The sequence below is a fragment of the Telluribacter humicola genome (genome assembly GCF_017355935.1).
GTDB lineage: Bacteria > Bacteroidota > Bacteroidia > Cytophagales > Spirosomataceae > Telluribacter > Telluribacter humicola.
Genome location: NZ_JAFIQT010000007.1, coordinates 80,904 through 105,411, shown reverse-complemented (window position 1 = coordinate 105,411; position 24,508 = coordinate 80,904). Strand labels below are relative to the sequence as shown.

Here is a 24,508-nt window from a genome sequence, read left to right as displayed (position 1 = left end):
AAATTTGTAGTCTTATAGTACCTTCTTCGGATTATATAAACTGAGCAGGTACTTAACTAATATTATTACATAGATTGAATGAGTATTATGGAGACTGCTCTGAAAGTAGATATACGAGAAATTCTGAAAGACCGGATTCTGGTGCTGGATGGTGCAATGGGTACCATGATCCAGCGCTATAAGCTGGAGGACGAAGATTACCGGGGGGAGCGTTTTAAAGACTGGCCACGGGATATCAAAGGGAACAATGACCTTCTGTCTATTACCCGGCCCGATGTTATCCGCGAGATCCATGCGGCTTACTTCGCGGCAGGAGCTGATATAGCCGAGACCAATACGTTCTCAGGTACATGGATTGCCATGGCCGACTACGGCATGGAAGAACTGGTCTACGAGCTGAATTACGAATCAGCGAAGCTGGCCCGTGAAGTAGCTGATGAGTTTACAGAGCGTGAGCCGCACAAGCCACGTTTTGTGTCCGGTTCCATGGGACCTACCAACCGCCTCGCCTCTATATCGCCCGACCTGAACAATCCCGGCTACCGTGCCATTACCTTCGACCAACTGGTGGAGGCGTTCTATGAGCAGGTACACGGACTGGTAGACGGTGGAGTAGACCTGCTGCTCATCGAGACCATTACTGATACACTCAATGCCAAGGCAGCGCTGTTTGCCATTGATAAATTTTTTGAAGATGCCCGCAAAGGTATCGTTACGCCGCTGCCGTCGTGGAAGTGGGTGGACGGACAGCCGCTACCCATCATGGTGTCGGGTACCATCACCGATGCGTCGGGACGTACCCTGTCCGGCCAGACCACAGAGGCCTTCCTGACCTCTGTGTCGCACCTGCCATTGCTGTCAGTAGGTCTTAACTGTGCACTCGGCGCTGACCTGATGCGTCCGTACGTACAGACGCTGGCTAATGAGGCACCTTTCTATACTTCTGCTCACCCCAACGCAGGTCTGCCCAATGAAATGGGTGAATACGATCAGACCCCCGAGCAAATGGGAGAGATTGTGGACGGATTTCTGAAAGATAATCTGGTGAATATCATTGGGGGGTGCTGCGGTACTACTCCCGATCACATCAGGATTATCGCCAATCTGGCAGCCAGCCACCCTCCCCGTCAGCTTCCGGCTACTGACAACAACATGAAGCTGTCGGGACTGGAGCCGGTGAAGATTACCTCGCTGACCAACTTTGTGAATATAGGTGAGCGTTGTAACGTAACGGGATCTAAGAAATTTGCCCGTCTGGTCCGGGAAAACAAATACGATGAAGCGCTGAGCGTAGCTCGGGAGCAGGTCGAAAACGGGGCTCAGGTACTGGACGTAAACCTGGACGAAGGAATGATCGATGGCGTAGAGGCCATGAAGACCTTCCTGAACCTCATTGCCGCCGAGCCCGATATTGCTCGAGTACCCATCATGATCGACTCCTCGAAGTGGGAGGTGATCGAGGCCGGATTGAAGTGTGTACAGGGGAAAGCCATTGTGAACTCCATCTCGCTGAAAGAAGGAGAAGAGAAATTTAAAGAATACGCCCGTACTGTACTTCGTTATGGTGCCGCTACGGTAGTGATGGCGTTTGACGAAGACGGTCAAGCTGATAACTTCGAACGCCGTATCCAGATCTGTGAGCGCGCTTATCGTATCCTGGTGGATGAGGTAGGTTTCCCCCCGCAGGATATCATCTTTGACCCCAACATCCTGACGGTTGCTACGGGTATCGAAGAACATAACAACTACGCCGTTGACTTTATCAACGCGGTACGCTGGATCAAGCAAAACCTACCGTATGCCAAAGTATCGGGTGGGGTATCCAACGTATCATTCAGTTTCCGGGGTAACGAACCTATTCGCGAAGCTATTCATACTGCTTTCCTTTACCACGCTATCAAGGCTGGTCTTGATATGGGTATTGTCAACGCCGGACAGATTGGGATCTATGATGAGATACCAAAGGAAACTCTTGAGCTGGTAGAAGATGTACTGCTCAACCGTCGTCCGGATGGCACGGAACGTCTGGTGACTTTTGCCGAGACCATCAAGGATAAAGGCAAGACCCAGTCGGGCCCTGACCTGAGCTGGCGCGAGGCGGCCGTGAAGGAGCGCATTACGCACTCACTGGTGAAAGGAATTGCTGATTACATCGAAGAGGACGTAGAAGAGTGCCGCCACCTGTTCAGCCGCCCGCTGGAAGTAATTGAAGGCCCTCTAATGGACGGGATGAGTGTAGTAGGTGACCTGTTTGGCGAAGGAAAGATGTTCCTGCCTCAGGTGGTGAAGTCGGCCCGGGTAATGAAAAGAGCCGTAGCATACCTGCAGCCTTACATTGAAGCCGACAAACAGGCCGATGCCAAACCGGTAGGAAAGATCCTGCTGGCTACCGTAAAAGGGGATGTACACGATATCGGTAAGAACATAGTAGGTGTAGTACTGAGCTGTAACAGCTACGAGATCATTGACATGGGGGTAATGGTACCTACAGATAAGATACTCGCGACTGCCAAAGAGCAAAATGTAGATATAATAGGTCTGTCGGGGCTGATTACGCCTTCGCTGGACGAGATGGTGGGCGTAGCCAAGGAAATGGAGCGTCAGGGCTTTAAGATACCGCTGCTGATCGGAGGAGCTACTACCTCACGTATTCATACCGCCGTCAAGATCGACCCGCACTACTCGGGGCCGGTGGTACACGTACTGGATGCGTCACGCTCGGTACCTGTGGCTGGTAAACTCACCCAGAGCGACAAGAGCCAGGCCGAAGTACTGAAAGATATCAAAGCTGAGTACGCTCAGCTTCGCGAAGATCACGCCCGCCGCAAGACGGATAAGGAGCATCTTCCGATAGTGGCAGCACGTCAGAACAAGGTGAACATCGACTGGAAAGAGTACATAGCTCCCAAGCCTTCCTTCCTGGGTACCCGCGTGCTGGAAGACTATGACCTGGCTGAAATAGCGAAGTACATCGACTGGACGCCTTTTTTCCAGACCTGGCAGCTACATGGCAAGTACCCCAAGATATTTGAAGACCCTATAGTAGGCTCCGAGGCGCAGAAGCTGTACGAAGATGCCGCTGTACTTTTGGGTCAAATCATCCGTGATAAGTCGCTGCGGGCGAAGGCGGTGATAGGCTTCTGGCCGGCCAATGCCATTGAGGATGATATCCTGCTGCACGAGTTTGAAGAGCAGACCCGCGAAGTACCCTGTGAGCGCCACGGATCACATACCCACATGGAATATAAGATCAGCCGGCGCAATGCCGAGTCTGTACTGAGTGGACAGAGCCAACCGGTATTAGCAGGCAGTGAAACGGTAGTTGATACCCTCACCGTGCTGCACAACCTGCGCCAGCAGAGCCAGAAAGCAGCGGGATTGCCTAACTACTGTCTCTCTGATTTCATTGCCCCGCTCGAAAGCGGCCATACCGACTACATTGGTGGTTTTGCGGTAACAGCCGGTATCGGTATTGAGGCCCTGCTGGAAAAGTACGAGCGCGAGCACGATGACTACAACAGCATCATGGTCAAATCGCTGGCGGATCGTCTGGCGGAGGCCTTTGCCGAACTGATGCACGAGCGCGTACGGAAGGAGATCTGGGGATATGCTACGGATGAGAAACTGGAAAATGAGGACTTGATCAAAGAGAAATACCGTGGTATACGTCCGGCACCGGGTTATCCGGCCTGTCCTGACCATACCGAAAAGCAGACCTTGTTCAACCTGCTGGATGCGGGAAGAGCTGATATTGTTCTCACGGAGAGCTTTGCCATGTATCCGGCCAGCTCGGTGAGTGGCTGGTACTTTGCAAATCCGGAAAGCCGCTACTTCCCCGTAGGTAAGATCCATAAGGATCAGGTAGAAGACTACGCCCGCCGCAAGAACATGTCCGTGGAGGATGTAGAGCGTTGGCTGGCACCGATATTGGCGTATTGATTGGAATGTCGAAGATCTACGCTCGCCCTGATTTGAAATCAGGGCGGACTTGAATAGCGACTACGCGTCCCGGTTTAAAACGCTATCAGATACCACCCCCGCTGGGGTGAGCTAACTGAGCAAAAAGAGCAAAGAAATACCTAAAGTAAAAGCATGGTACTGTACTTGGTACCATGCTTTTTTATGATATTAGATAATGAAACAAAAAGTACTAGCCCACCTCAAAGCCCTGCTCGACGAGCGGATGGCGGTATCCTGGCAGGCAATGGAAGCCGCCCAAGCCTCAGCCAATGAACAAAGCAAAAGCTCAGTAGGAGATAAATACGAAACTGCGCGGGCTATGGGACAGCTCGACCGTGACATGTTTGCCCGGCAGTACGAGCAGGCCCGGCAGGAGCGCCTCGTGCTGGAACGAATCAATGAAGCCGAGGTACTTACGCGCGTAGCCCTGGGTAGTCTGGTCAATACTACGGCTGGTCAGTTCTTTATGGCGGTAAGCGTAGGGATGGTGACGCTGGATGGTGCCACGGTCATGGCAGTATCACTGGCTTCGCCCATTGGTAAGCTACTGATGGGGAAGGGAGTAGGGGAAAGCTTCCAATTTCAGGGAAAGACGCACAAGATAGAAGCAATCGAATAAAAAGAGGCGACTCCGAAAGGAGCCGCCTTAGGAAATGACTAATGGCATATAGCTTAAAGCCTACAGCTTATAGCCCAATTACGCCATGTTATGGAACACACGCTGCACGTCGTCGTCTTCTTCGATGCGCTCAATGAGCTTTTCTACTTCGGCCACTTCCTCTTCGGATAGCTTCTTGGTATCGTTAGGGACACGCTCGAAATCAGATTCTACAATTTCAAACTTGTTCTCTTCCAGATAGCTCTGGAGTGAGCCGTAAGCAGCAAATTCACCGTAGATCACAATCTGGTTATTCTCCTCGTCCAGGAATACCTCGTCGGCGCCGAAGTCAATCAGTTCCAGCTCTAGCTCCTCAATATCCTTCTTGCCGTCGTTGGCTAGCTTAAATACACACTTGCGGTCAAAGATAAAGTCCAGCATACCCATAGTACCCAGGCTACCTCCCAGCTTGTTGAAGTAGCTGCGTACGTTGGCTACGGTACGGGTAGGGTTATCAGTAGTACTTTCTACCAGGATGGCAACACCATGAGGACCGTATCCTTCGTATACCATTTCCTTATAGTCTTCCTGGTCTTTTGATGAAGCCCGCTTGATAGCGCGCTCGATTGTATCTTTTGGCATATTCGCCGCTCTGGCATTCTGAAGCAGCGCCCGCAGACGGGCATTGGTATTAGGGTCGGGGCCACCGCTTTTAACAGCCAGTACTATGTCTTTACCGATACGGGTAAAGGTTTTGGCCATGTGGTCCCAACGTTTAAACATTCGTGCTTTCCGGTATTCAAATGCTCTTCCCATGTTGTATGAGTTGATAAAGCTTGGTTTAGATCAAATTTATTTCGCAAAACTACAAAACCATTATTAACTGAACCAACAATTAGGGGATAAGCCGGTACAAGTGAGGTTTATTTTTTGGGTATGATTCTGAATTTATGCCTCCAATTGATTTCCCTACCAAAAATTTAGTTTCAATGCATTTATTTTGAAGGGCTACTCCCAGGAGTAGCCCTTCAATCTTTTACAGACTAACATTATCTCCATGCAGCTTACCTGGTCGCTAAAACCTTTTTATAGTCTTACCCTTGACGAGTTATACCAGCTCCTGCGCCTTCGCAGCGAGGTGTTTGTAGTAGAGCAGACCTGCCCTTTCCTGGATATGGACAACAAAGACCAGCTGTGCCACCACCTGATGGGCTGGACACCGGAGGGAACTCTGGCTGCTTATACACGCATAGTACCTCCGGGATTGTCTTACGAAGAGGCATCTATCGGACGAGTCGTGTCGTCGCCGCAGTACCGTCGGTACGGTATCGGCCGCCACTTGATGCAGCAATCTATCCAATCAGTTGAACAGCTATATGGTACTGTACCCATCCGGATCGGAGCTCAGCTCTACCTGAAGAAGTTCTATAAGTCTTTCGGATTTGAGCAGGTAGGGGACATGTACCTGGAGGATGATATCGAACACATCGAAATGCTCCGAAAAGTGGGGTGACGTATACAATTTGGGGAACAATGGGTACGAGTGGGGAAACAAAATTGTGGAAACTTTTCCCTCAAAATTGTGGGTTAAAAAAGTCAAAAAAAATAAAACGTTGATTTTGAGCTATTTGATAATTATTGGTAGGCTTCTTCTGACGGTGGCACAGAGATTTAATAAATCTTATTGTCAAACTTATTGACATGCCGAGTAAATGAACATTTACATCGCATGAAATAAAAACGACAATCACAGATAGAGGAGGGTTTACGTGGAATAGCCAACTGTCATGCGGTTGGCTATTTTTATTATATACCACGTGTGGATATTTCAGAACACCCTCTTCTCCCATCAGAGTACATTACTTCCCAGATTCTTCCTGCTTCTCAGGCTAACCCCACTGGAATGCGAATTGTTTGCAATCGTTCACCGGCCGTAGGTACCTATAAGCCGGCACTTACTAACAAGTCCCGAATCAATACTTATATGGAGTCAAAAGACAACAAAAAAAATGTAGAGGGGGGGAGCCCTTCGCCTGCCGGTACAGCTGATATCCAAAAACACCTGGATGATACCTATAAGTCATCGGAGAGGCTGGATGAAGATGCGGTGGATGAGTTTGAAGAGAACAATATGAATAAGCACAAAGGGTACAATGAAACACCTCCTGATGTGCCGGTAGAGAAAAAGGAAACCAGACGTTAAGTGATATCAGGTAGTCCAGAGTAATTAAGAAGTAAAAGTTATGGAAAGGCAGGTAAAAATGTGTGAGCTAGCCTGGCGCCTGGTTTGGCTAAGCACGATGATAGGAGGGGTCATGTACATGGCCACAGCCTGATGAGACGTAGTTTTCAATATTTTTAAATTTTTTATTGTGCCTGTTCCAACTTTTTGGGCCACAGCTATCTCTTTGTCTAAAAACCAATCAATAGATGAAGAACTACCTTGTATTAGCCATGTTTGCATTGGGAGCCGTGGCTTGTGAGCCCGGTGAACCCAAGAATGAGTTAGCCACATTGGCCGAGAGCCAATGCAGCTATGCAGATCGTAAAACAGTAAATACTCTCAGCAACCGTGAGGGAGCCGTGCGGGTCACTACCACGGAGTCCGAAAAGTGGGTGGATATTTACCTGAATGACGATCCTAATACCCCCTATTGCCCCTGTAATATACCGGAATCACTATCAGTGGAGGGAACTCGGGTAGAATTTACGGCTGAGGTAAAGGAAATATATGACAATGAGCGCTGGCGCTGTCAGCCGATCGTACTGAAGTCGATCAAAAAACTTTCGTCAGAAGGAAAATAAGTAGTACAAAAGCCCGGAAGATGCTTCCGGGCTTTTGTGTTTTTTGTAGCAATCTTTTGTAGTCTTGATGGCTAATTATTAGCTCCAAAGTAGGAAACTCAGTACCTTTGTGGCTGTTTTAAGCCATATAAAAGTACTACATGACCAAAGTAACGGAGTACATTAGCCAGGCCAACGGCAAGACGCTTTTCTCCATCGAAATTATCCCACCGATCAAGGGGCAAAATATCAATCAGTTACTGGATTCGGTAGAGCCTCTCATGGAGTTCAATCCCCCATTTGTTGATGTGACTTACCACCGTGAGGAAGTCATCGAAAAGCAGCTACCGGACGGAACAGTTCGTCGTATTCCGGTACGTAAGCGTCCGGGTACGGTAGGTATCTGTGCGCGGTTGATGGAGCGGTTCAAGGTAGATGCGGTACCACATATCATTTGTGGAGGATTTACAAGGGAAGAAACCGAAGATATGCTGATCGACCTCAATTACCTGGGCATTGATAATGTACTGGTACTGCGGGGAGATCCTGAAAAATCAGTTGGTGTATTCAAGCCTAAAGATGGTGGTCACTGCTTTGCTTCACAACTGATAGAGCAGGTCGTTAATATGAACAAGGGACTACTGCTGCACGAAGAGACGCAGGGCTTTCCTACTGACTTTTGTATAGGCACGGCCGGGTATCCGGAGAAACACCTTGAAGCACCTGATTTCGATACTGACTTCAGGTACTTTAAAGAGAAAATAGACGCGGGTGCTGAGTACATCGTGACTCAGATGTTCTTCGACAACCAGAAGTACTTCCAGTTTGTGGAGCGGTGCCGGGCGGAAGGTATTACAGTGCCAATCATTCCGGGTCTGAAACCACTTTCTACTAAAAAACAACTGACGGTACTACCTAAAATATTCCATCTGGATATGCCACAGGAATTGGTTAGTGCGGCCGAAAAGTGTGAAACCGATAAGGAGGTGCGTCAGGTAGGTATCGAGTGGGGAATTCAGCAGTGTAAGGAGCTGATGGCGTACGGCGTACCGGTGCTGCATTTCTATACTATGGGTAAGTCAGATAATGTAATGAAGATCGCGCAGGAAGTATTCTAATATTTACCAGATAAATCAACACAAACGCCCCGGGTACAGTAGTACCCGGGGCGTTTGTATATCTATTCTATATGAATGATTTTCCACCTGCCATCCTCCTGCCGGAGTGTATAGGTAAGGGTATAGCTGGGTTCTGTGAATGTTACGGCTACGGTAGCTTCCTTACCACTAATCTTTGTCTGCGCAGCGGTACCCAGTTGACTGATGGCATCATCGTAGGCCGGTGAATCCTGCGAGTTGAAGTATCGGTCATAATCTTTGGATGCCGCATAGCCCTCTTTCCTGATCGCTGCCTGCATCTGAGCAAATTCTTTTTCCAATTCACCAATATAGGTTGTAGCAAAAAGGCCGGTACTGCGTAAGCCCTGTATATGGTGCCGGACACATACCGTATCTACTTCGGTTACGTCCACTCCATCCATTGTAAAGCAGCCCCGCTCGTCGGACTGATCCGGATTATTTTTCAACCATACGATCAAATCATTTACCGTACTTACGGGAGCCTCCTCTTCCTGGGCAGGCGGCTGTGCTTCTGATAAGGTCGAACTGGTAGTCTGGCAGCTACTAATAACAGCCGCCAGGATCAGCAGCCAGGCAGTATATTGGGTGGAAGAATAGGAGTGTATGTGCATAGTGGTAGACAGTAGTACTTATTCAGTAATCACAGCGGTACCGTTGGCACTTACCATCAGGATGGTGTTGGTGTTGCCGATGGTCTGGTAGTCAAGGTCTACCCCCACGATGGCTGTAGCACCCAGACGCTGGGCCTGATCCATCATCTCCCTCACAGCGATGCTCTTAGCTTCCCGCAGGCCCTGCTCGTAGGCTCCCGCACGGCCACCCACGATGTCGCGGATGCCGGCAAAAAAGTCTTTGACAAAATTAGCTCCGATGACAGCTTCGCCGTTGACAAGGCCAATGTACTTAACGATTTTTTTACCTTCAATGGTAGGGGTGGTAGTAACGAGCATAGGTCGGTGATGTTAAGCGTGGTAATTGGGTGTTTTTGATTGATACAAACCTACTTATAATATTCAATTGGCAAATGGTAGATGGGATGACTTAGCCGACTTTTAGGATAAAAGGTACCACCGTAAAGATGAAAGGAATATACAGTATTACCGGAGGTTTACTACTATTGATTCTAATGCTGGGAAGCCGGTTGACCGAGCCTAAGCCAGAGCAGGCTGCCCTCCCTAATATTCTGTTCTGCATCGCCGATGATCAGTCCTATCCGCACGCGGGTGCCTATGGTACCCGCTGGGTCAGAACGCCGAATTTTGACCGGGTAGCCGCCGAAGGGTTACTCTTCATGAATGCCTATACCCCCAATGCCAAGTGTGCCCCCTCACGCTCCTGTATTCTGACGGGCCGCAACTCCTGGCAACTCGAAGAAGCAGCCAATCATGTACCTTATTTTCCGGCTAAGTTCAAATCAATAATGGAGGTACTCCGGGAAAACGGGTACCATGTAGGGCACACAGCCAAGGGGTGGGCACCCGGAAATCCGGGCACTGTAAACGGAAAGCCCAGGCAGCTGACGGGCCCAGCCTATAATTCTAAAAAAACGAAGGGACCTACCTCCCAAATCAGCAAAATTGATTACGCGGCTAATTTCGAGGAATTCCTGAACAACCGCCGGGGCGACCAGCCCTTTTGCTTCTGGTACGGCTCCACCGAGCCCCACCGGGCATATGCTTATGGGTCAGGAAAGAAGCACGGCAAAAAAACAACGGATATAGACCGGGTACCCGCCTACTGGCCTGACATTGATTCTGTCCGGACGGATATGCTGGATTATGCTTTTGAAATAGAATATTTTGACCAGCACCTGGGCCGGATGCTGCGGCTGCTGGAGGAGCGGGGCGAACTTGAAAATACTGTTGTAATTGTTACGTCAGACAATGGTATGCCATTTCCCAGAGTAAAAGGGCAGGAGTTTGAAGCCTCTAACCACTTGCCTCTGGCCATTAGGTGGAAACAGGGCATAGTACAGCCCGGCCGAAAGGTGGAAGACCTGGTGAGCTTTATTGATTTTGTACCCACAGTACTGGAAGTAACCCGACTAACCGCTGGCCAAACGGGTATGCCGCCGGTGCAGGGAAGGAGTCTGGTTGATATTTTTTCTAATACGCCAACACACAGACGTGACTATGTCCTGATTGGGAAAGAGCGACACGACATTGGCCGGCCCAACGACACAGGGTACCCCATTAGGGGAATCGTAAAAAATGGTTACCTGTACCTGCACAACTACGAGCCTGAGCGCTGGCCGTCGGGTGACCCGATTACCGGCTACCTCAACACCGATGGCAGCCCTACCAAGACGGTACTGATTCAGCGCAGACATCATCCGACGGAGCGGCGTTACTGGGAGCAGGGACTAGGCAAACGTCCCGCTGAGGAGTTATACCAAATCAGCAAAGATCCTGATTGTATGGTTAATCTGGCTACCGAAAAAAAACATCAGACAACTAAACGACAACTGGCCAGCCTCATGGAGCAACAACTACGGGCTCAGGGGGACCCGCGTATGTTCAGCAGGGGTGCTGTTTTTGACAATTATCTCTATGCCGAAGAGAAAACCCGTAATTTTTATGAACGCTATCTAAAAGGGGAGCACATAGAAGCTAACTGGGTTAATAAAACCGATTTCGATAGTTCCGGGGAGAAGCAGTAGTAGTAAAAATGCCGGCTAAAGTACTTTGGTTGAAAAACAACTTACTCATGCTGGTTGAAAAAAGGCTGCTTGTTATTGGCGGGATTCTGTTGGCGGTAGGCCTGAGCGCCTTTACCCTGAAGTGGAAAGCAGGCTTTACGGAGCCAACTACTACCCGCCCTCCGCAGCCCAAAAATATCATTTACATTCTGGCCGATGACCATCGCTACGATGCCATGGGCTTCACCGGTAAGTTCTCGGGCCTGAAGACACCGGCCCTGGACCGGATGGCGCGCGAAGGAGCTCACATGCAGAATGCTTTTGTCAACACAGCCCTGTGCTCTCCCAGCCGGGCTACTATCCTGACCGGGCAGTACCCGCATACCCATACCATCGTAGATAATCAGGCACCTGTACCCAAAGGACTGACCTTCTTTCCGCAGTACCTGCAGAAGTCCGGCTATAAAACAGCCTTTCTGGGCAAATGGCACATGGGCAATGAAGATGATAAGCCCCAGCCGGGTTTTGACTACTGGCTGAGCTTTCGGGGGCAGGGCGTGTACTACAACCCTACCTTTAACATCAACGGCAAGCAGGTAGCCCACGGTGACAGCGCTTATATTACTGACCTGCTGACCGACTATGCCATCAAGTGGCTGGACCAGCAGGACAAAAAGAAGCCTTTTTTCCTGTACCTATCGCACAAAGCCGTTCATGCCGAGTTTATGCCCGCCCGGCGGCACCGCGGCGTCTACCGCAATACGCCCATCCAGTACCCGCCCAGCATGTACCTGACTAAGACGGACACCAGCAAGATCTTTGGTCCCGCGTCCAGTCAAAATCCAGAGAATAAGGACATGAAGGTGAATATGAAAGATATGCCCAATTGGGTAAAGCAGCAGCGGTACAGCTGGCACGGTGTCGACTATATGTACCATGGCGATATTGAGTTTAATGATTTCTACCGCCGCTACATGGAAACGCTGCTGGGCGTGGATGAAAGCGTGGGCCGGGTGATGAAGTGGCTGGAGGATAACGGACTGGCCGAAAATACGCTGGTGGTATACATGGGGGACAATGGTTTTTCGTTTGGTGAACACGGTCTGATCGACAAGCGCCACATGTACGAAGAGTCCATGCGGGTACCGTTGCTGGCCTGGTGCCCCTCACTTATCAAACCGGGTACTAAGGTAGAGCAGGTGGTCCAGAATCTGGACATAGCTCCGACGCTCTTGGCCTATGCCGGATTACCCAAGCCAAAGCAGATGCAGGGAGTATCCTTTATACCCTTGCTGAAAGGGGAGCAGGTAGCTAACTGGCGTGACCGGGCCTTTTATGAATACTACTGGGAAGTAGCTTTTCCTCAGACGCCTACCATGTTTGGTGTGCGTACCGATCGTTATAAGTTTATATTTAACTATGGAGTGTGGGATGCCAATGAACTATACGACCTGAAAGAAGATCCTAACGAAGTCAATAACCTAATTCGTAGCCCTGAGCACCAGCAGATTGCCGAGCAGCTACGTAAGGAAATGTGGGCCTGGCTGGAAGAAACGGGTGGTCTGCAGATTCCGCTCAAACCGATTCGTCACAAGCGTGGGGACCATATCTATAAAGGTACCTACTGATGTAATAGGGATTAGTTGCCTAAAATGTAAGTGTTGTAGTAGTGGAAGGTCGTCTCAATGGCACATCCTGTTTATCCTCTTATTCATGTTTCGTCATTCTTTATATAGTACCCTCGTTGTAGTTGGCTGTCTGGGATTATCCGGCCACTACGCCTTAGCTCAGACAACTGCCAGCTCCTCCACTGATGCGGCTCAAGTCGCCCGGGGGGAGACGCTTTTTTCTACCTACTGTTCGTCCTGCCACAACATGCAGGATGATGGTATGGGACCCCGACTGGGTGGAGTAACCCATGTACGTTCGGATCAGGAGCTGACGGCTTTTATTCGCAATCCCGAAAAGGTGATCAAGTCCGGTAATAAGCGGGCGGTAGGCCTGCATGAGCGCTACAAGACCATTATGCCCCCATTTGACTTTCTGAAAGCGGAAGAGGTAGATGCGATCCTGGCTTACATAAAAAACGAGACCCAGATCCATAAAATACAACCCCTTCAGCTGACCGCGGAAGCCAATGCCGTATCGTCGGAGAAGCTGATTGCTCCGGTCAAAAAATCACCCCTGCGGATCGAGCTGGAGCCATTTGTAAAGTTTCCTCATTCCAGCGATAAGCCTCCGCATACCCGTATTGCTAACATGCGGGCGCATCCGTCCGGTGATGGTACCTTGTACGTCAATGACCAGAACGGCCTGATCTATCGCATCCATAATGGACAACCAGCGGTTTTTCTGGATATCCGGAATCAAATTGAAGGGTTTATCAACACACCCGGCCTGGCCACCGGACTGGGAAGCTTTGCCTTTCATCCTGACTACCTCAAAAACGGTCTCATCTATATCACCCACACCGAAGCCTACACCGGTAAACCTGCCGACTACGAGTATGATAAATCCATTAAAGTAGCTATGCAGTGGGTGCTGTCGGAATGGAAGATGAAGGATGTAAAAAGCCCCGTATTCGAAGGCGATAGGAGGGAGATGCTCCGCATTAATGTACCGTCACAGGTACATGGTGTACAGGATATCAAATTTGCTCCCGGCTTGAAAAAGGGAGACGCTGACTACGGCAAACTATACATAGGAATCGGTGATGGCGGTACTACCATCGGGCGTCACCCTGAGCTGGCTCACACGATTAAGTCGCCCTTAGGTACCATCATTCGGATAGACCCGCTGGGCCGTAACAGCCGGAACGGCAAGTACGGCATCCCGGCCGACAATCCTTTTGTGAAGGAAGCAGATGCGGGAGTCTGGAAAGAAATATGGGCCTACGGGTTCCGTAACCCACACCGCTTTGCCTGGGCTACTGACCATGGGCACAAGTTGATTGCTACCGAAGTGGGGGAGGGCAATGTGGAAGAGGTAAACATCATCGAAAAAGGCGCCGATTACGGTTGGAATATACGTGAGGGGAATTTCAGGATCTCGGCCAGCGACCTTAAGAATGTATACGAAGTCAGTGAGGCGGAGGTAGGTCCTTATCGAGCTCCCTTTGCCCAATACAGCCACGCCGACGGATCGGCCATCAGTGGTGGGTACGTGTATAAGGGAGACCTAAAAGTACTAAATGATAAATTCCTGTTCGGTGATATCTACAATGGAAGGCTTTTCTACCTCAAATTCGACAAGAAGCTATCCACCCCCACCATCTACGAGTTGGAAATTGTGGAGAATGGAGCCAAAACTGACCTGCGTAAGCTTACTAATACCCAGCGTGTGGATATGCGCATCGAGTACGACTATAATACCCGGCAGCTCTACATCCTAACCAAAAACGACGGCATGATGCGGCGGGTAACTAAAGCCTACCTCGAGAAGGAGCAGTAGGGGGTAGCACTTTCATGCTATTTCTACGGTGGATATTGAATATAACCGGGTTGTATTTACACTTTTCCAACTTAACCTTATTAACACTATGAAAAAAGTGGTACTCTTGGTGGTAGGCCTGGCGCTGGTGGCGGGGGCGTGCAACAATGAGAAAGCCAACAAAAAATGTAGATGACACCGAAGTGTTAGTTGTAAAGGAACGTCCTGTTTCGGCTCAGCTCGCAGGAAGTTCGGAAGTACCGGCCAACCAGCCGGCGGCGAAATTCGCGGGCAGCTGCAGTAGTGATACATATAGTCGTTTCAGAGAGGAGGCCCGCCTGGGCCTTCTCTTTTGCGAAAGGAGAGAAAAGAGAATTAAAAACTCCGAGTAGGCTTTTGTGAGCAGGTACTGGCAGGGCGCGACCTGTCGCTTTTGTACTGGCCCATGATTAGGTGACAATACCCGATTCCCCTCTGTCAACGGCGCCGTTCCACCACCAGATAAGGCACGAATTCAGAAAAAGTCTCCTAAAAGCTTTCTGCGTTGAGCAGCTCGTGGGCTAGTTCATCGCGCAGGGCAAGTAGCCGCTGATAATCAGCACCATAAAATTGCTGCTTTAAAGTAGCATCCAAATCGTTATGGCCGTACAGATAGGGGCGTCCTCCAAATTCGGCACACCTGCGGAGGGTCTGTTTGAGAGCTATCAGAGTTTGAGCAATGAGCGCCGGCGACCAACGGTTGACCATGGAATACAATCCCACCCCATATAGTTGTTCACCAGCGGGTGCCGGTAAAAACGCGAAGTGCGTCCGGGGAGTGGGACGCTTACAAATCAGTACGTACATTCCTTTCAGAACCTGAGAAAATGGCGCGCGCGATAGCTGCGGCTCCAGCCACTGCATAAATTGGACCAGGCCTTCGTACCCGAATTTGTAGTCAGTCCAGATGCGCAGATGATTGGGAAAAGCCCCCAGCCAGAGGTCGCGCCGCTCCTGGACCCAGAACGGAAAGTTATCCTGACTGAACACCTCATCCGATGCGCCGTGTAGCCAGGGGGCCAGTTGGGTTAGGTCGGCTTGTGCTTCGTTGCTAAAATAACCATATTCCGAAACGATTTGATGCGGCCGGATGTACCCATTGTAGTGCGTTACTCCGTTGCCGTCAGCTGCTGCCTGGGGCAAAAAGGCCATCATATCCCCTATGCTGTTATGCTGCCGCTTGATGACGTGCGCATACCGGCGAAAGGGCTCGGTCTGCATGACAACCTTTTCGATCAGCCCCATCTGGCCCAGGCCGGCCAGGGCAAAACGAAACAGTTCCGGGTTCTCCTCAGGCGAACACCAAAGGGCGGTACCGTCGAACTGTATCAAACGCAAACGCCGAATGGTATCCACCTGAAATCCATTCCGGACGGAGTTCAGGCCAATTCCTCCCACCGACAACGTACCTCCGACTGACATATCCAGGTAATCGGTTAAGACGGGTGTTTGCCGACCCGCTGCGTTGAGTTCCTGCTCCACCGCTCTCCATCGGCTTCGGCCGGTAAGCGTTACCAGATCGGGCGCAACGAACTCCACCTCAGCTCCTGAGCTAAAATTCTCTAGCAAAATCCCACCTTCGTTCAGGCTTTGCCCGTTACAGGAGTGGGCGGCCCCCCGGATGGTAACCGGGAGGGAAGCCTCGCGGGCTACCCGGAACGTGTGAAGTACATCCTGTTCACTACGAGCTGACACCCGAATCAGGGGTTGTTTGCGTCTCAGCCCGCCAAAATCGGTCTGATGCGAGTCCGGGATCAGGTCGCAGACCGTGCCGTTAATGCCCGCCTCCAGGGCCGCCTTTACAGTTTTTAACGTCATGGATGAAAGGCTACTTGTTAAAACAAACCAGAGGGAGGCGTCGAGAAGCCACCTCCATTATCGACAATTTTCAGACCGGCGGCCATCCGCTCCAGCTGCGCCCGGAAGGCCGGGTAATCCGAAAGGGTGTTCACTGTCTGGCCTGACTTCTTCTCAAAGCTTACACCGTTGTAGTAGCCAATGATAAGGTAATCGCCCTCATACCATAGGTGTACTTCGTAGGTAGCCAACATTTCCTGATAGCTAAAAACTTGCGATTCCCAGGCAGTGGCGGCACTCGCCGGTACGCTTAAAATAGGCATTAACCCCTGCTGAGGATTTTGATAGCCCAAATCTGCATGGATTCGACAGGTCATGGTGCAGGTCCATCGGATAGACGCATCCGCTGAATCGGTTTCCTGGCATTGTAAATTAACGGGGCCCTCGGCCTGCGAAAAGGGAGAGGGATCGCCCATGAACTTACCCCAGGCCAGATTATCGCGGTCGCCCAACTGAACGAATACCTCCGGAGAAACGCGCCTGCCCTGGTGGGGGGCAACCACGTAAAGTCCAAAAAATGCCTGGAAGTAAGGACTTCCCGGATCAAAGTGCGCGGAATAGGTACCTCCGGGTGCCGCCGCACCGGGTGCCGCCGCTGGCAAAAGCAGGTACCCGGTTCCCCGCAGGTTGCAGAGGTGACCGTCCACCTGGATGTTGTGCCAGTGGTGCGACATGGGAATGGAAAAAATATGCGGAAACCACTCCGGTTCGGCCAGAAAGACCGGGCGGGGATTCCAGCCCCGTAAATTAAAGAGCAATCGGGCGGGGGGGACTGGTTCCGTTGGGTTGGTAGTAGCGAAGGGCATCAAAGCGAAGCAAAAGCTAAATAGATAAACGCATCAATGGTTAGTAGTTGACCTGCTCGCTGGCATCCAGGAGTGAGTTCTGCTGGTCGTACAGCATTTGCAGGTCATGATCCCCAATCTGGTAGCCTTTGTCTATAAACCACCTTTGCAGCGCTGACTGGTCTGGAAAGGGGAGAATGGATTCAAGTTCCTGGAGGAGCGCTGGCTGCGTAGTGATGGCTGTAATGAAGTCGGCGTATGTTTTCATCTGTTAGGGATAGTTGGATTGGTCTGCTGATGAATTATTTGCTTTGGGGTAGTAAGCAACGGTTGGGCCAGCTGACGAAACTCGGCAGCATATCCCACTAAACCAGCTGCTTCGGCGGCCTTCTGAGCATCGCCAAGTGCCCGGACAAGGTGCTGAACAGACTCCGTTAAGGTACCCGTTGCGTCTAAGTAGTCTATGAGACTTTGCCATTCGGGGGCATCGTCGGGTTTGCCCCGGCAGGCCTCCCAGTGTGCCCGCCCCTCGGGCGTAAGCTGGTAGTACACCCCCGAAGGCTCACCGTCATACACATCAGATTGGCAATCGCGCAAATCGTCCAGGAGTCGCCAGGCAATGCCAAACGACTCAAACGCCAGCCGTACCTCGGCGGTTGAGCAACCGGTACGGGTCGCGATTAGCATCGGCACAACGAGCCCGGTGCTTAGCTGGCTACGAAACCGATGGCAGTAGGCCTCCAGGCTATCTACCTGGGGTGGATGATGCACCCCGCCGAAGTACGTGTCAATCAGGGCCTGTCCAATGGCCGGGCCGTCTGGCACCATGCGTGCCAGGAGGTCTGTGTGCTGGCTGAACCGCATCCAGGCCTTTGTTCGCAGCTGTAGTAGCAAGTGAGTAGGAGTCAGCTGGCCATCAACCAGATGGTCGTCAAGCATATGTAGAAACATAGCCATGGCCTGAGCAATATAAGCACTTTCCAGCTCGGCCGGCGTTAGCAGGGGGTTCCGTTCCTGCAACCAATAAATAACCGACCACGTGGGGGGGTAAAACTTGGTGTAAAAGTTGAGCAGATTGACCAGCCGGGAGCCGGCATAGTGACTTTGTAGCGTAAGGATAGCCGAGTCAACCAGGGGTTCGGGCAGTGTCCGGCACAGGGCGATTAACTGCTGATTCATTAAGCCCAGCGCCTGGGCCTGGGTAGGGTTCAATGATATGCTTCCGAAGTTAAGAAGCTTGGCCTGGGCCAGCGAAAGGGGCCTGCGGCGGTCCGCTGCCAGGCTAGGGGGTAACTGCATTGATTGACTACTCGATCTTTTGGTTCAGGATGACTTGTTAATCCTACAAATCAAAATTATCCGACCTACAATTCCAAATAGATTCCAACATAAAGAAACGAGTAGTAATTTGACCATATTAAGAACTAGTCTAGTATTACTTTAATTCAGGAAGGCCCCTAAAGTTCGATAGCCATAGCGCGATCCAGCCCGGTGCGGACAGCTGGTTAAGCAATATATTGCGAACCGCATTTCTTTCAACTATGCATAGCTACTGGAGTCATTTACCTATACCTACTCCTCCAAAAACCCTGACCAAAGTCATATTCTGCTCCTACTCAGGTCATGCCGGGGTGCGGGAAAGAGTTGCAATTTTGAGCCGTAAAATATAGGTGGGCCGCTCCTGTACTCTAACAGCAACAAGCGACCTGCTTTTACCGGCTAAAACAACCCATGAAAGAAAGTATTCTTGCTCCTGAATCACCGGTTCAGGAAACTCATACCTGCTACCACTGCGGCGAACCCTGCCGTGACGAAATACTCCCCCACGATAGTCACGAGTTTTGCTGCGAAGGGTGTAAGCTGGTGTATGATGTACTGAAAGAGAACGACCTCTGCCAGTACTATGCCTTTGACGATGCCAAAGGCAACTCCCCCGAGGTCACGTACTACCAGGGCAAGTTTGACTACCTGGACCTGCCCGACGTACAGCCGAAGCTACTGGAGTTTACGGACGGTCGGCAGTCGCGGATCAACTGGCTGGTGCCCAAAATGCACTGTAGCTCGTGTATCTGGTTGCTCGAAAAACTGGACCGTCTGCACCCGGGAGTATCGGGTTCGGTGGTAAACTTTCCTGAAAAGAAAGTACGGGTCTCCTTTTATCCCGATAAAATAAAGCTGAGTGAACTGGCCGAACTGTTGACCAGGATCGGTTACGAACCCTACATCAGCCTTAATGATGTGGAGGGGAAAGCAGGAAATAAGTGGAATCGCACCCGTCTGTACAAGATGGGAATCGCAGGTTTCTCATTTGCGAACATCATGATGCTGAGCCTGCCCGAGTACTTTCACCTGGGGCAGAGTACCGAAGACCAGAGCCTGAGGGTACTTTTCAGTGCCCTCAATGTGGTACTGGCACTGCCGGTGTTTTTCTATAGTGCTTCTGACTTTTTTGTATCGGCCTGGAAAGCCCTGCGTGGTCGTTATCTGAATATTGATGCCCCCATTACACTAGCTTTGTGGTCAGTGTTCCTGACGAGCCTATACCAGATCCTATCCCAGACCGGTCCCGGCTATCTGGATTCGCTGACAGGTTCCATCTTTTTCCTGCTCATCGGGCGGTACTTTCAGGACCGGACCTACGCCAGTATTTCTTTCGACCGCGACTATAAGTCGTATTTTCCCGTAGCGGTAGCAGTATTGAAGGATAGGGTGGAAACCCGTTTAGCCATCACGGACCTGCGCCCTGGTGACCACATGATCGTACGGAACCGGGAGCTGATACCTGCCGATGCGGTACTGGTAAGTCCGCAGGCCATGATTGATTACAGCTTTGTTTCGGGTGAGGCCGAGCCGGTCGAGCGCCGCAAAGGCGATACCATCTACGCCGGAGGACGACAGAGCGGAACGGCAGTAGAGATGGAGGTACTCCGCCGGGTATCGCAAAGCTACCTGACCCAGCTATGGAACAACGACGCCTTTACTCGTAAAAAAGAGGACGAGAACCAGACGCTGGCGGCCCGCTTTAACCGGTACTTCTCGTCAATCGTGCTGGTCATCGCCACGCTGACTTTTAGCTACTGGATGTATACAGAAGCAAGTTTTGCTACGGCATTCACTTCTTTTACGGCAGTACTTATTGTGGCTTGCCCCTGTGCCCTGACGCTATCGGCCACATTTACCAATGGCAATATGCTGAGTATTTTTGGTAAGTACCGATTCTATTTAAAGAATGCGTTTGCCATTGAGCGTCTGGCTAAGATAGATACCGTAGTATTCGATAAGACGGGTACCATTACCCTGGCCAGCGAAGCAGAAGTAACCTTCGAAGGGGAACCCCTATCGGCTGATGAGCAGGTAATGATCAAAACCCTGGCCGCGCAGTCGTCCCATCCGCTGAGCCGGCTGCTTGTACAATGCCTGCCCGAGGTGACGCTGAGCCGGAGGGTACTGTCCGACTATGAGGAGACCGAAGGAGCCGGTACCCGGGCGCTGTGGGGCCGATACACCGTACAACTCGGTTCGGCACGCTGGGTTGGAATAGATACATTCGATGGTGACAGCCACAATGCGTCACGGGTATATGTATCGATAGACGGGCGGGTACGTGGCTATTTCTCTATCCGTAGCAAGTACCGTCCCGAACTGGCCCAGTCGGTCGTCAGTCTGCGTGAGGATAGGTATGATCTGTACCTGCTCTCGGGTGATAAACCTACTGACCAAAGTTATCTGAGTACTTTATTTGGGAGTACATCCCGGTTATTTTTCAGACAGCAGCCCGATGAGAAGCTGGCCTTTGTACAGAAGATGCAAAAAGATGGCAAGCGGGTACTGATGGTAGGTGACGGCCTGAACGATGCCGGTGCCCTGCGTCAGAGCGAGGTAGGACTGGCTGTATCCGACGATGTGAATAACTTCTCACCCGCCTGCGACGCCATTATAGAAGGAGAGCGGCTGGCTGACCTGCCGCGTTACATCAAATTAGCACGCGCCGGACAGATGGTAATAAAGCTGAGTTTTGTCTTGTCGCTGGTGTACAATGTCATCGGACTCACTTTTGCGGTAACCGGTCAGTTGACCCCAGTCATGGCAGCTATTCTTATGCCGGTCAGCTCTATCATCATTGTACTATTTACTACGGGGGCTACTAGTCTGGCGGCGCGCAGGTGTATGAAAAAGTAAGTGTGAATAATGGGTATGAAAAGCGGCGGAGTAGTACTCTGTCGCTTTTTTCTTTTTAGACATATAGTTATCAGAGTAGGCAGTATGAAAAGTCCTATACTTTTTATTTATTTTGCTAAAAATCAGCAGCTTCTAAGGGTGTGTTAAAATTGTGTACAGGAGCAGGCGCTTACAGTACACTACACGTTCGGTGATTCATTCAGCTTCTTTCCCCATGACACAAACCCTTACACTTCCGCCTCCCCAAACCCTGACCCGCGTGGGTAGTATTGATGTCCTTCGGGGAATAGTAATGGTGATCATGGCTCTGGATCATACCCGGGATTTTCTGCATGTCAACGGCTTCTACTACGATGCCACCGATATGGCTACTACTACGCCTACTTTGTTTTTTACACGCTGGATTACACACTACTGTGCGCCCATATTCGTATTTCTGGCGGGTACGTCGGCCTACTTGTCCGGACGAAAGAAGTCGCCGGGGCAGTTGAGTAGCTTTCTGTTCACGAGGGGACTGTGGCTCATCTTTTTAGAGTTAACCATAATCAACTTTACCTTCTGGTTTGATATTACGTTCTCATTCCTGATGCTGCAGGTTATCTGGGCCATTGGCTTCAGTATGATCGTACTCAGCGTTCTGAAATTCCTGCCCTGGGGCATCCTGCTGGCAGTAGGGTTGGGAATCATAGCGGGGCATAACGCGCTGGATGGGGTGTCGTTTCCGGAAGGTACTACGGCCAACTTGGTCTGGTCCCTGTTACATAAGCAAAACTTCATACGCCTCGACTCGGGTCTGACAATTGGAATTCTGTACCCGGTACTGCCCTGGATAGGTGTGTTGATTACAGGCTACTGCTTTGGGAGGCTGTACGGGAGTGGCTATACGATGGAGCAGCGGAAGAGAGTCCTGCTACTTATTGGATTGGTCGCGGTGGCAGGCTTTATCCTGCTTCGATACCTCAATGTATACGGCGATCTGCGTCCCTGGGAGATACAGCGCAATGGTCTTTACACGTTCATGTCGTTTCTTAATACGACCAAGTACCCGCCATCACTACTGTACCTGCTCATGACACTAGGGCCCGGCATGCTACTCCTGTATGCCCTGGAAGGACGGCGATTCGGGTGGATTAACTTTTTCAGCGTATACGGCAGGGTACCTCTGTTCTACTACGTGCTCCATTTCCTGGTGATCCATATCCTGGCGGTGGTAGGTATGCTACTATCGGGTGTGACGTGGACTGAGCTGGAAATGCAGGAAGGCATCCCTCCTGAACAGGGATTCAGCCTGGGCGTGGTATATCTTTTCTGGATTGGAGTAGTCTTATTTTTCTACCCCCTTTGCCTGTGGTATGCCGGATTCAAAGCCCGGCAAAGCAGCCGGGTATGGAGTTATTTGTAAACAGACCACCCGTGACTGGTGTGACTACCTGTTTATGGCAAAAATGCCCGGCTCTGTTCGTCAGAAATGATGTAAATAGTCTTCTGTACATTCCTGCTATCCAACGTTTTCTATTTAACTATTAATAACTTGAACAATGCTCAAGAGGCATCTTTATAGGAGTCTATTCACCCACTGTACTTGCAAAGCAGCCGTCTGGGTACTTATTGGTATTGGTACCATAGGAGCCTGTTTTGCTCAAAAGAATGAAAAGTATCGGGTTGTCATCATGACTGACATGACCCATGATGACGGCAACTCACTGATCCGGTACCTCTACTATGCTCCCTACTTTGATACTGAGGCTATCATCATTACGCAGCAGTTGCCTGACTTTACGCATAAGCAGGATGGTCCCTGGCAAAAGGGGCAGGCTATTCTGGAAGCTTACCAGCAGGAACGGCCTCAGCTCCTGAAGCATGACGCGGGCTTTCCTGCTTATGAGGCTTTACAGAAAATAACTAAAAAGGGACGTGGGGCATTGCCTATCATTTGGCTGACCAACGAGAAGAAATTTGCAGCGAATATAGCAGGACGCTACGTAGAGAGTAGCTGGGGAGATATTCGATTTGCCGACTGGATAGGAGAAGGTACTAACCCCAACGGCGAGTCCAAAGATTCGGAAGGAAGTGAGTACCTGCAGCAGGTATTCAACAAGCCGGACGATCGGCCCATATTTGTTCAGATGTGGGGTGGGCCTATTACGTTCGTGCAGGCGCTGTACCGTTACCGCCAGCGGCAGGGCGAGGAAAAATTCAACAAGCTGCTGGGCAAGCTGCACGTTTTTGGTATCCTGCTTCAGGATATCACCTTCGACTATCTGGTGGATCTGGATAAGGTTAAAGCCTCAAAATGTATAGATATTCGGACTACCCGGTCTACCTACGACGGGGAGCGGGTAAAAGCAGGTTGGCTGCTGCACGATACGGGTCATTTCTGGCAGTACATTAGTGTTATGAAAGACAGCGAAGTAAAGGGGCATGGACCTATGTCGGCTCTCTATGATCACGGAGGAGAAGGAGATACACCTGCCTTTCTGTACCTGCTAAGCGCGGTACGCGGACTCAACGACCCTCTGGACCCGACCCAGGGGAGCTGGGGGAGTCGGTTCAGCCCGATGGGAAGTGAATTTCCGGAAGGGTACTATCATACCTGTGGGGTAGATAAAACCGAGCTGGCCCGTTGGATTCCGGAAGTCAAGAACAGCTTTATGAACCGCCTGCAGTATTCGACCAAAGGCCCCAAAGAAGTTAACCACGAGCCGGTAGTGGTGGTAAATGGTGATAAGTCCCGGCAGGTACTTCACCTCAAGGTGCGACCGGGTCAGCAGATCCGCCTAAATACAAAAGGGACTTCTGATCCCGACAACGACCAACTCACCCATCGGTGGTTTTACTACAAGGAGGCAGGTACTTATCCCAATGATTTTTCTATTCAGGATCCGGCAGCAGAGACACAGCAGTGGCAGGTACCCGCTGACCTGGGCGATAAGCAAATTCACCTGGTACTAGAGGTAAAAGATAGTGGTACACCTTCGCTGGTGTCGTACCGGCGGGTTATTCTTTCGGCAAAGTAAAGCGGCGCAAGCAGGAGGAATTACAAAACGATAGTAATCATGAATAGGTGGTATGGTTGGGGTGCGGTCAAAAAAGAGGCTGA

The 24,508-nt window shown here is 50.7% G+C and carries 20 protein-coding genes; 13 read left to right on the top strand and 7 right to left on the bottom strand.

The annotated features are described in order from the left end of the window. Positions 1–78: 78 nt before the first annotated feature. Positions 79–3,939, top strand: a complete 3,861-nt coding sequence (metH, locus tag JUB14_RS23025) for a methionine synthase (protein WP_229368176.1) — start codon at positions 79–81, stop codon at positions 3,937–3,939. Positions 3,940–4,135: 196 nt separating this feature from the next. Continuing rightward, positions 4,136–4,579, top strand: a complete 444-nt coding sequence (locus JUB14_RS23020; protein ID WP_229368174.1) for a transcription elongation factor — start codon at positions 4,136–4,138, stop codon at positions 4,577–4,579. A 78-nt stretch (positions 4,580–4,657) separates the two neighbouring features. Here JUB14_RS23020 and JUB14_RS23015 read toward each other — a convergent pair whose 3' ends face one another. Beyond that, positions 4,658–5,374, bottom strand: a complete 717-nt coding sequence (locus tag JUB14_RS23015; protein WP_207509209.1) for a YebC/PmpR family DNA-binding transcriptional regulator — start codon at positions 5,372–5,374, stop codon at positions 4,658–4,660. Between the two features lie 241 nt (positions 5,375–5,615). On the opposite strand from JUB14_RS23015, the gene JUB14_RS23010 reads away from it, so the two are divergent. The 4 genes from JUB14_RS23010 (at position 5,616) to metF (ending at position 8,460) form a co-directional block, all read left to right on the top strand. Then, a complete protein-coding gene (locus JUB14_RS23010; RefSeq protein ID WP_207509208.1) occupies positions 5,616–6,071 on the top strand; it encodes a GNAT family N-acetyltransferase in 456 nt (151 codons plus the stop codon). Positions 6,072–6,461: 390 nt separating this feature from the next. Further along, the gene (locus JUB14_RS23005) at positions 6,462–6,761 is read left to right on the top strand and encodes a hypothetical protein (RefSeq protein ID WP_229368173.1); all 300 of its coding nucleotides are present in this window, start codon (positions 6,462–6,464) and stop codon (positions 6,759–6,761) included. Between the two features lie 227 nt (positions 6,762–6,988). After that, positions 6,989–7,363 carry a hypothetical protein gene (locus JUB14_RS23000; protein ID WP_207509207.1) on the top strand — a complete coding sequence of 125 codons (375 nt, stop codon included), beginning with the start codon at positions 6,989–6,991 and terminating at the stop codon, positions 7,361–7,363. A gap of 140 nt (positions 7,364–7,503) precedes the next feature. Then, on the top strand, positions 7,504–8,460 hold the full coding sequence (gene metF, locus JUB14_RS22995) for a methylenetetrahydrofolate reductase [NAD(P)H] (RefSeq protein WP_207509206.1): 957 nt from the start codon (positions 7,504–7,506) through the stop codon (positions 8,458–8,460). A 62-nt stretch (positions 8,461–8,522) separates the two neighbouring features. Here metF and JUB14_RS22990 read toward each other — a convergent pair whose 3' ends face one another. Together JUB14_RS22990 and JUB14_RS22985 are read right to left on the bottom strand one after the other, a co-directional pair. After that, a complete protein-coding gene (locus JUB14_RS22990) occupies positions 8,523–9,092 on the bottom strand; it encodes a YqhG/Tai3 family protein (RefSeq protein ID WP_207509205.1) in 570 nt (189 codons plus the stop codon). A gap of 18 nt (positions 9,093–9,110) precedes the next feature. Continuing rightward, complete coding sequence (locus JUB14_RS22985) at positions 9,111–9,431, bottom strand: heavy metal-binding domain-containing protein (RefSeq protein WP_207509204.1); 321 nt, start codon at positions 9,429–9,431, stop codon at positions 9,111–9,113. A 128-nt stretch (positions 9,432–9,559) separates the two neighbouring features. On the opposite strand from JUB14_RS22985, the gene JUB14_RS22980 reads away from it, so the two are divergent. From JUB14_RS22980 to JUB14_RS22965, 4 genes are all read left to right on the top strand, one after another. Next, the gene (locus JUB14_RS22980; RefSeq protein ID WP_207509203.1) at positions 9,560–11,140 is read left to right on the top strand and encodes a sulfatase family protein; all 1,581 of its coding nucleotides are present in this window, start codon (positions 9,560–9,562) and stop codon (positions 11,138–11,140) included. A gap of 29 nt (positions 11,141–11,169) precedes the next feature. Next, positions 11,170–12,747 (top strand): sulfatase family protein, encoded by a 1,578-nt coding sequence (locus JUB14_RS22975; protein WP_310586187.1) that lies wholly within the window; start codon positions 11,170–11,172, stop codon positions 12,745–12,747. Between the two features lie 85 nt (positions 12,748–12,832). Next, a complete protein-coding gene (locus tag JUB14_RS22970; protein ID WP_207509202.1) occupies positions 12,833–14,569 on the top strand; it encodes a PQQ-dependent sugar dehydrogenase in 1,737 nt (578 codons plus the stop codon). A 146-nt stretch (positions 14,570–14,715) separates the two neighbouring features. Beyond that, the gene (locus JUB14_RS22965; RefSeq protein ID WP_207509201.1) at positions 14,716–14,940 is read left to right on the top strand and encodes a hypothetical protein; all 225 of its coding nucleotides are present in this window, start codon (positions 14,716–14,718) and stop codon (positions 14,938–14,940) included. Positions 14,941–15,076: 136 nt separating this feature from the next. On the opposite strand, the gene JUB14_RS22960 is transcribed toward JUB14_RS22965, so the two are convergent. The 4 genes from JUB14_RS22960 to JUB14_RS22945 are packed head-to-tail and all read right to left on the bottom strand — an operon-like array spanning position 15,077 to position 18,528. Beyond that, positions 15,077–16,405: an FAD-binding protein gene (locus JUB14_RS22960; protein ID WP_207509200.1), complete on the bottom strand. Its 1,329-nt coding sequence runs from the start codon at positions 16,403–16,405 to the stop codon at positions 15,077–15,079. A 17-nt stretch (positions 16,406–16,422) separates the two neighbouring features. Beyond that, on the bottom strand, positions 16,423–17,250 hold the full coding sequence (locus tag JUB14_RS22955; RefSeq protein ID WP_207509199.1) for a hypothetical protein: 828 nt from the start codon (positions 17,248–17,250) through the stop codon (positions 16,423–16,425). Between the two features lie 40 nt (positions 17,251–17,290). Beyond that, positions 17,291–17,497, bottom strand: coding sequence for a hypothetical protein (locus tag JUB14_RS22950; protein ID WP_207509198.1), 207 nt, complete (start codon positions 17,495–17,497; stop codon positions 17,291–17,293). Next, positions 17,494–18,528: a class 1 isoprenoid biosynthesis enzyme gene (locus tag JUB14_RS22945; protein WP_207509197.1), complete on the bottom strand. Its 1,035-nt coding sequence runs from the start codon at positions 18,526–18,528 to the stop codon at positions 17,494–17,496. Before JUB14_RS22945 ends, JUB14_RS22950 begins: the two co-directional genes overlap by 4 nt. A gap of 432 nt (positions 18,529–18,960) precedes the next feature. On the opposite strand from JUB14_RS22945, the gene JUB14_RS22940 reads away from it, so the two are divergent. The 3 genes from JUB14_RS22940 (at position 18,961) to JUB14_RS22930 (ending at position 24,425) form a co-directional block, all read left to right on the top strand. Continuing rightward, complete coding sequence (locus tag JUB14_RS22940; RefSeq protein ID WP_207509196.1) at positions 18,961–21,408, top strand: heavy metal translocating P-type ATPase; 2,448 nt, start codon at positions 18,961–18,963, stop codon at positions 21,406–21,408. A 214-nt stretch (positions 21,409–21,622) separates the two neighbouring features. Continuing rightward, the gene (locus tag JUB14_RS22935; RefSeq protein ID WP_229368172.1) at positions 21,623–22,810 is read left to right on the top strand and encodes an acetyltransferase domain-containing protein; all 1,188 of its coding nucleotides are present in this window, start codon (positions 21,623–21,625) and stop codon (positions 22,808–22,810) included. A gap of 136 nt (positions 22,811–22,946) precedes the next feature. Next, positions 22,947–24,425: a nucleoside hydrolase-like domain-containing protein gene (locus tag JUB14_RS22930; protein ID WP_229368171.1), complete on the top strand. Its 1,479-nt coding sequence runs from the start codon at positions 22,947–22,949 to the stop codon at positions 24,423–24,425. Positions 24,426–24,508: the final 83 nt, after the last annotated feature.

What these genes read in the sequence shown, in the direction of transcription:
- JUB14_RS22970 (WP_207509202.1), top strand. Translation starts at nt 12,833, where the DNA reads ATGTTTCGTCATTCTTTATATAGTACCCTCGTTGTAGTTGGCTGTCTG.
- JUB14_RS23010 (WP_207509208.1), top strand. Translation starts at nt 5,616, where the DNA reads ATGCAGCTTACCTGGTCGCTAAAACCTTTTTATAGTCTTACCCTTGAC.
- JUB14_RS22935 (WP_229368172.1), top strand. Translation starts at nt 21,623, where the DNA reads ATGACACAAACCCTTACACTTCCGCCTCCCCAAACCCTGACCCGCGTG.
- metH (WP_229368176.1), top strand. Translation starts at nt 79, where the DNA reads ATGAGTATTATGGAGACTGCTCTGAAAGTAGATATACGAGAAATTCTG.
- JUB14_RS22945 (WP_207509197.1), bottom strand. Translation starts at nt 18,528, where the DNA reads ATGCAGTTACCCCCTAGCCTGGCAGCGGACCGCCGCAGGCCCCTTTCG.
- JUB14_RS22930 (WP_229368171.1), top strand. Translation starts at nt 22,947, where the DNA reads ATGCTCAAGAGGCATCTTTATAGGAGTCTATTCACCCACTGTACTTGC.
- JUB14_RS22980 (WP_207509203.1), top strand. Translation starts at nt 9,560, where the DNA reads ATGAAAGGAATATACAGTATTACCGGAGGTTTACTACTATTGATTCTA.
- JUB14_RS22985 (WP_207509204.1), bottom strand. Translation starts at nt 9,431, where the DNA reads ATGCTCGTTACTACCACCCCTACCATTGAAGGTAAAAAAATCGTTAAG.
- JUB14_RS23005 (WP_229368173.1), top strand. Translation starts at nt 6,462, where the DNA reads ATGCGAATTGTTTGCAATCGTTCACCGGCCGTAGGTACCTATAAGCCG.
- JUB14_RS22940 (WP_207509196.1), top strand. Translation starts at nt 18,961, where the DNA reads ATGAAAGAAAGTATTCTTGCTCCTGAATCACCGGTTCAGGAAACTCAT.
- metF (WP_207509206.1), top strand. Translation starts at nt 7,504, where the DNA reads ATGACCAAAGTAACGGAGTACATTAGCCAGGCCAACGGCAAGACGCTT.
- JUB14_RS22990 (WP_207509205.1), bottom strand. Translation starts at nt 9,092, where the DNA reads ATGCACATACACTCCTATTCTTCCACCCAATATACTGCCTGGCTGCTG.
- JUB14_RS22960 (WP_207509200.1), bottom strand. Translation starts at nt 16,405, where the DNA reads ATGACGTTAAAAACTGTAAAGGCGGCCCTGGAGGCGGGCATTAACGGC.
- JUB14_RS23020 (WP_229368174.1), top strand. Translation starts at nt 4,136, where the DNA reads ATGAAACAAAAAGTACTAGCCCACCTCAAAGCCCTGCTCGACGAGCGG.
- JUB14_RS23000 (WP_207509207.1), top strand. Translation starts at nt 6,989, where the DNA reads ATGAAGAACTACCTTGTATTAGCCATGTTTGCATTGGGAGCCGTGGCT.
- JUB14_RS22950 (WP_207509198.1), bottom strand. Translation starts at nt 17,497, where the DNA reads ATGAAAACATACGCCGACTTCATTACAGCCATCACTACGCAGCCAGCG.
- JUB14_RS22965 (WP_207509201.1), top strand. Translation starts at nt 14,716, where the DNA reads ATGAGAAAGCCAACAAAAAATGTAGATGACACCGAAGTGTTAGTTGTA.
- JUB14_RS23015 (WP_207509209.1), bottom strand. Translation starts at nt 5,374, where the DNA reads ATGGGAAGAGCATTTGAATACCGGAAAGCACGAATGTTTAAACGTTGG.
- JUB14_RS22955 (WP_207509199.1), bottom strand. Translation starts at nt 17,250, where the DNA reads ATGCCCTTCGCTACTACCAACCCAACGGAACCAGTCCCCCCCGCCCGA.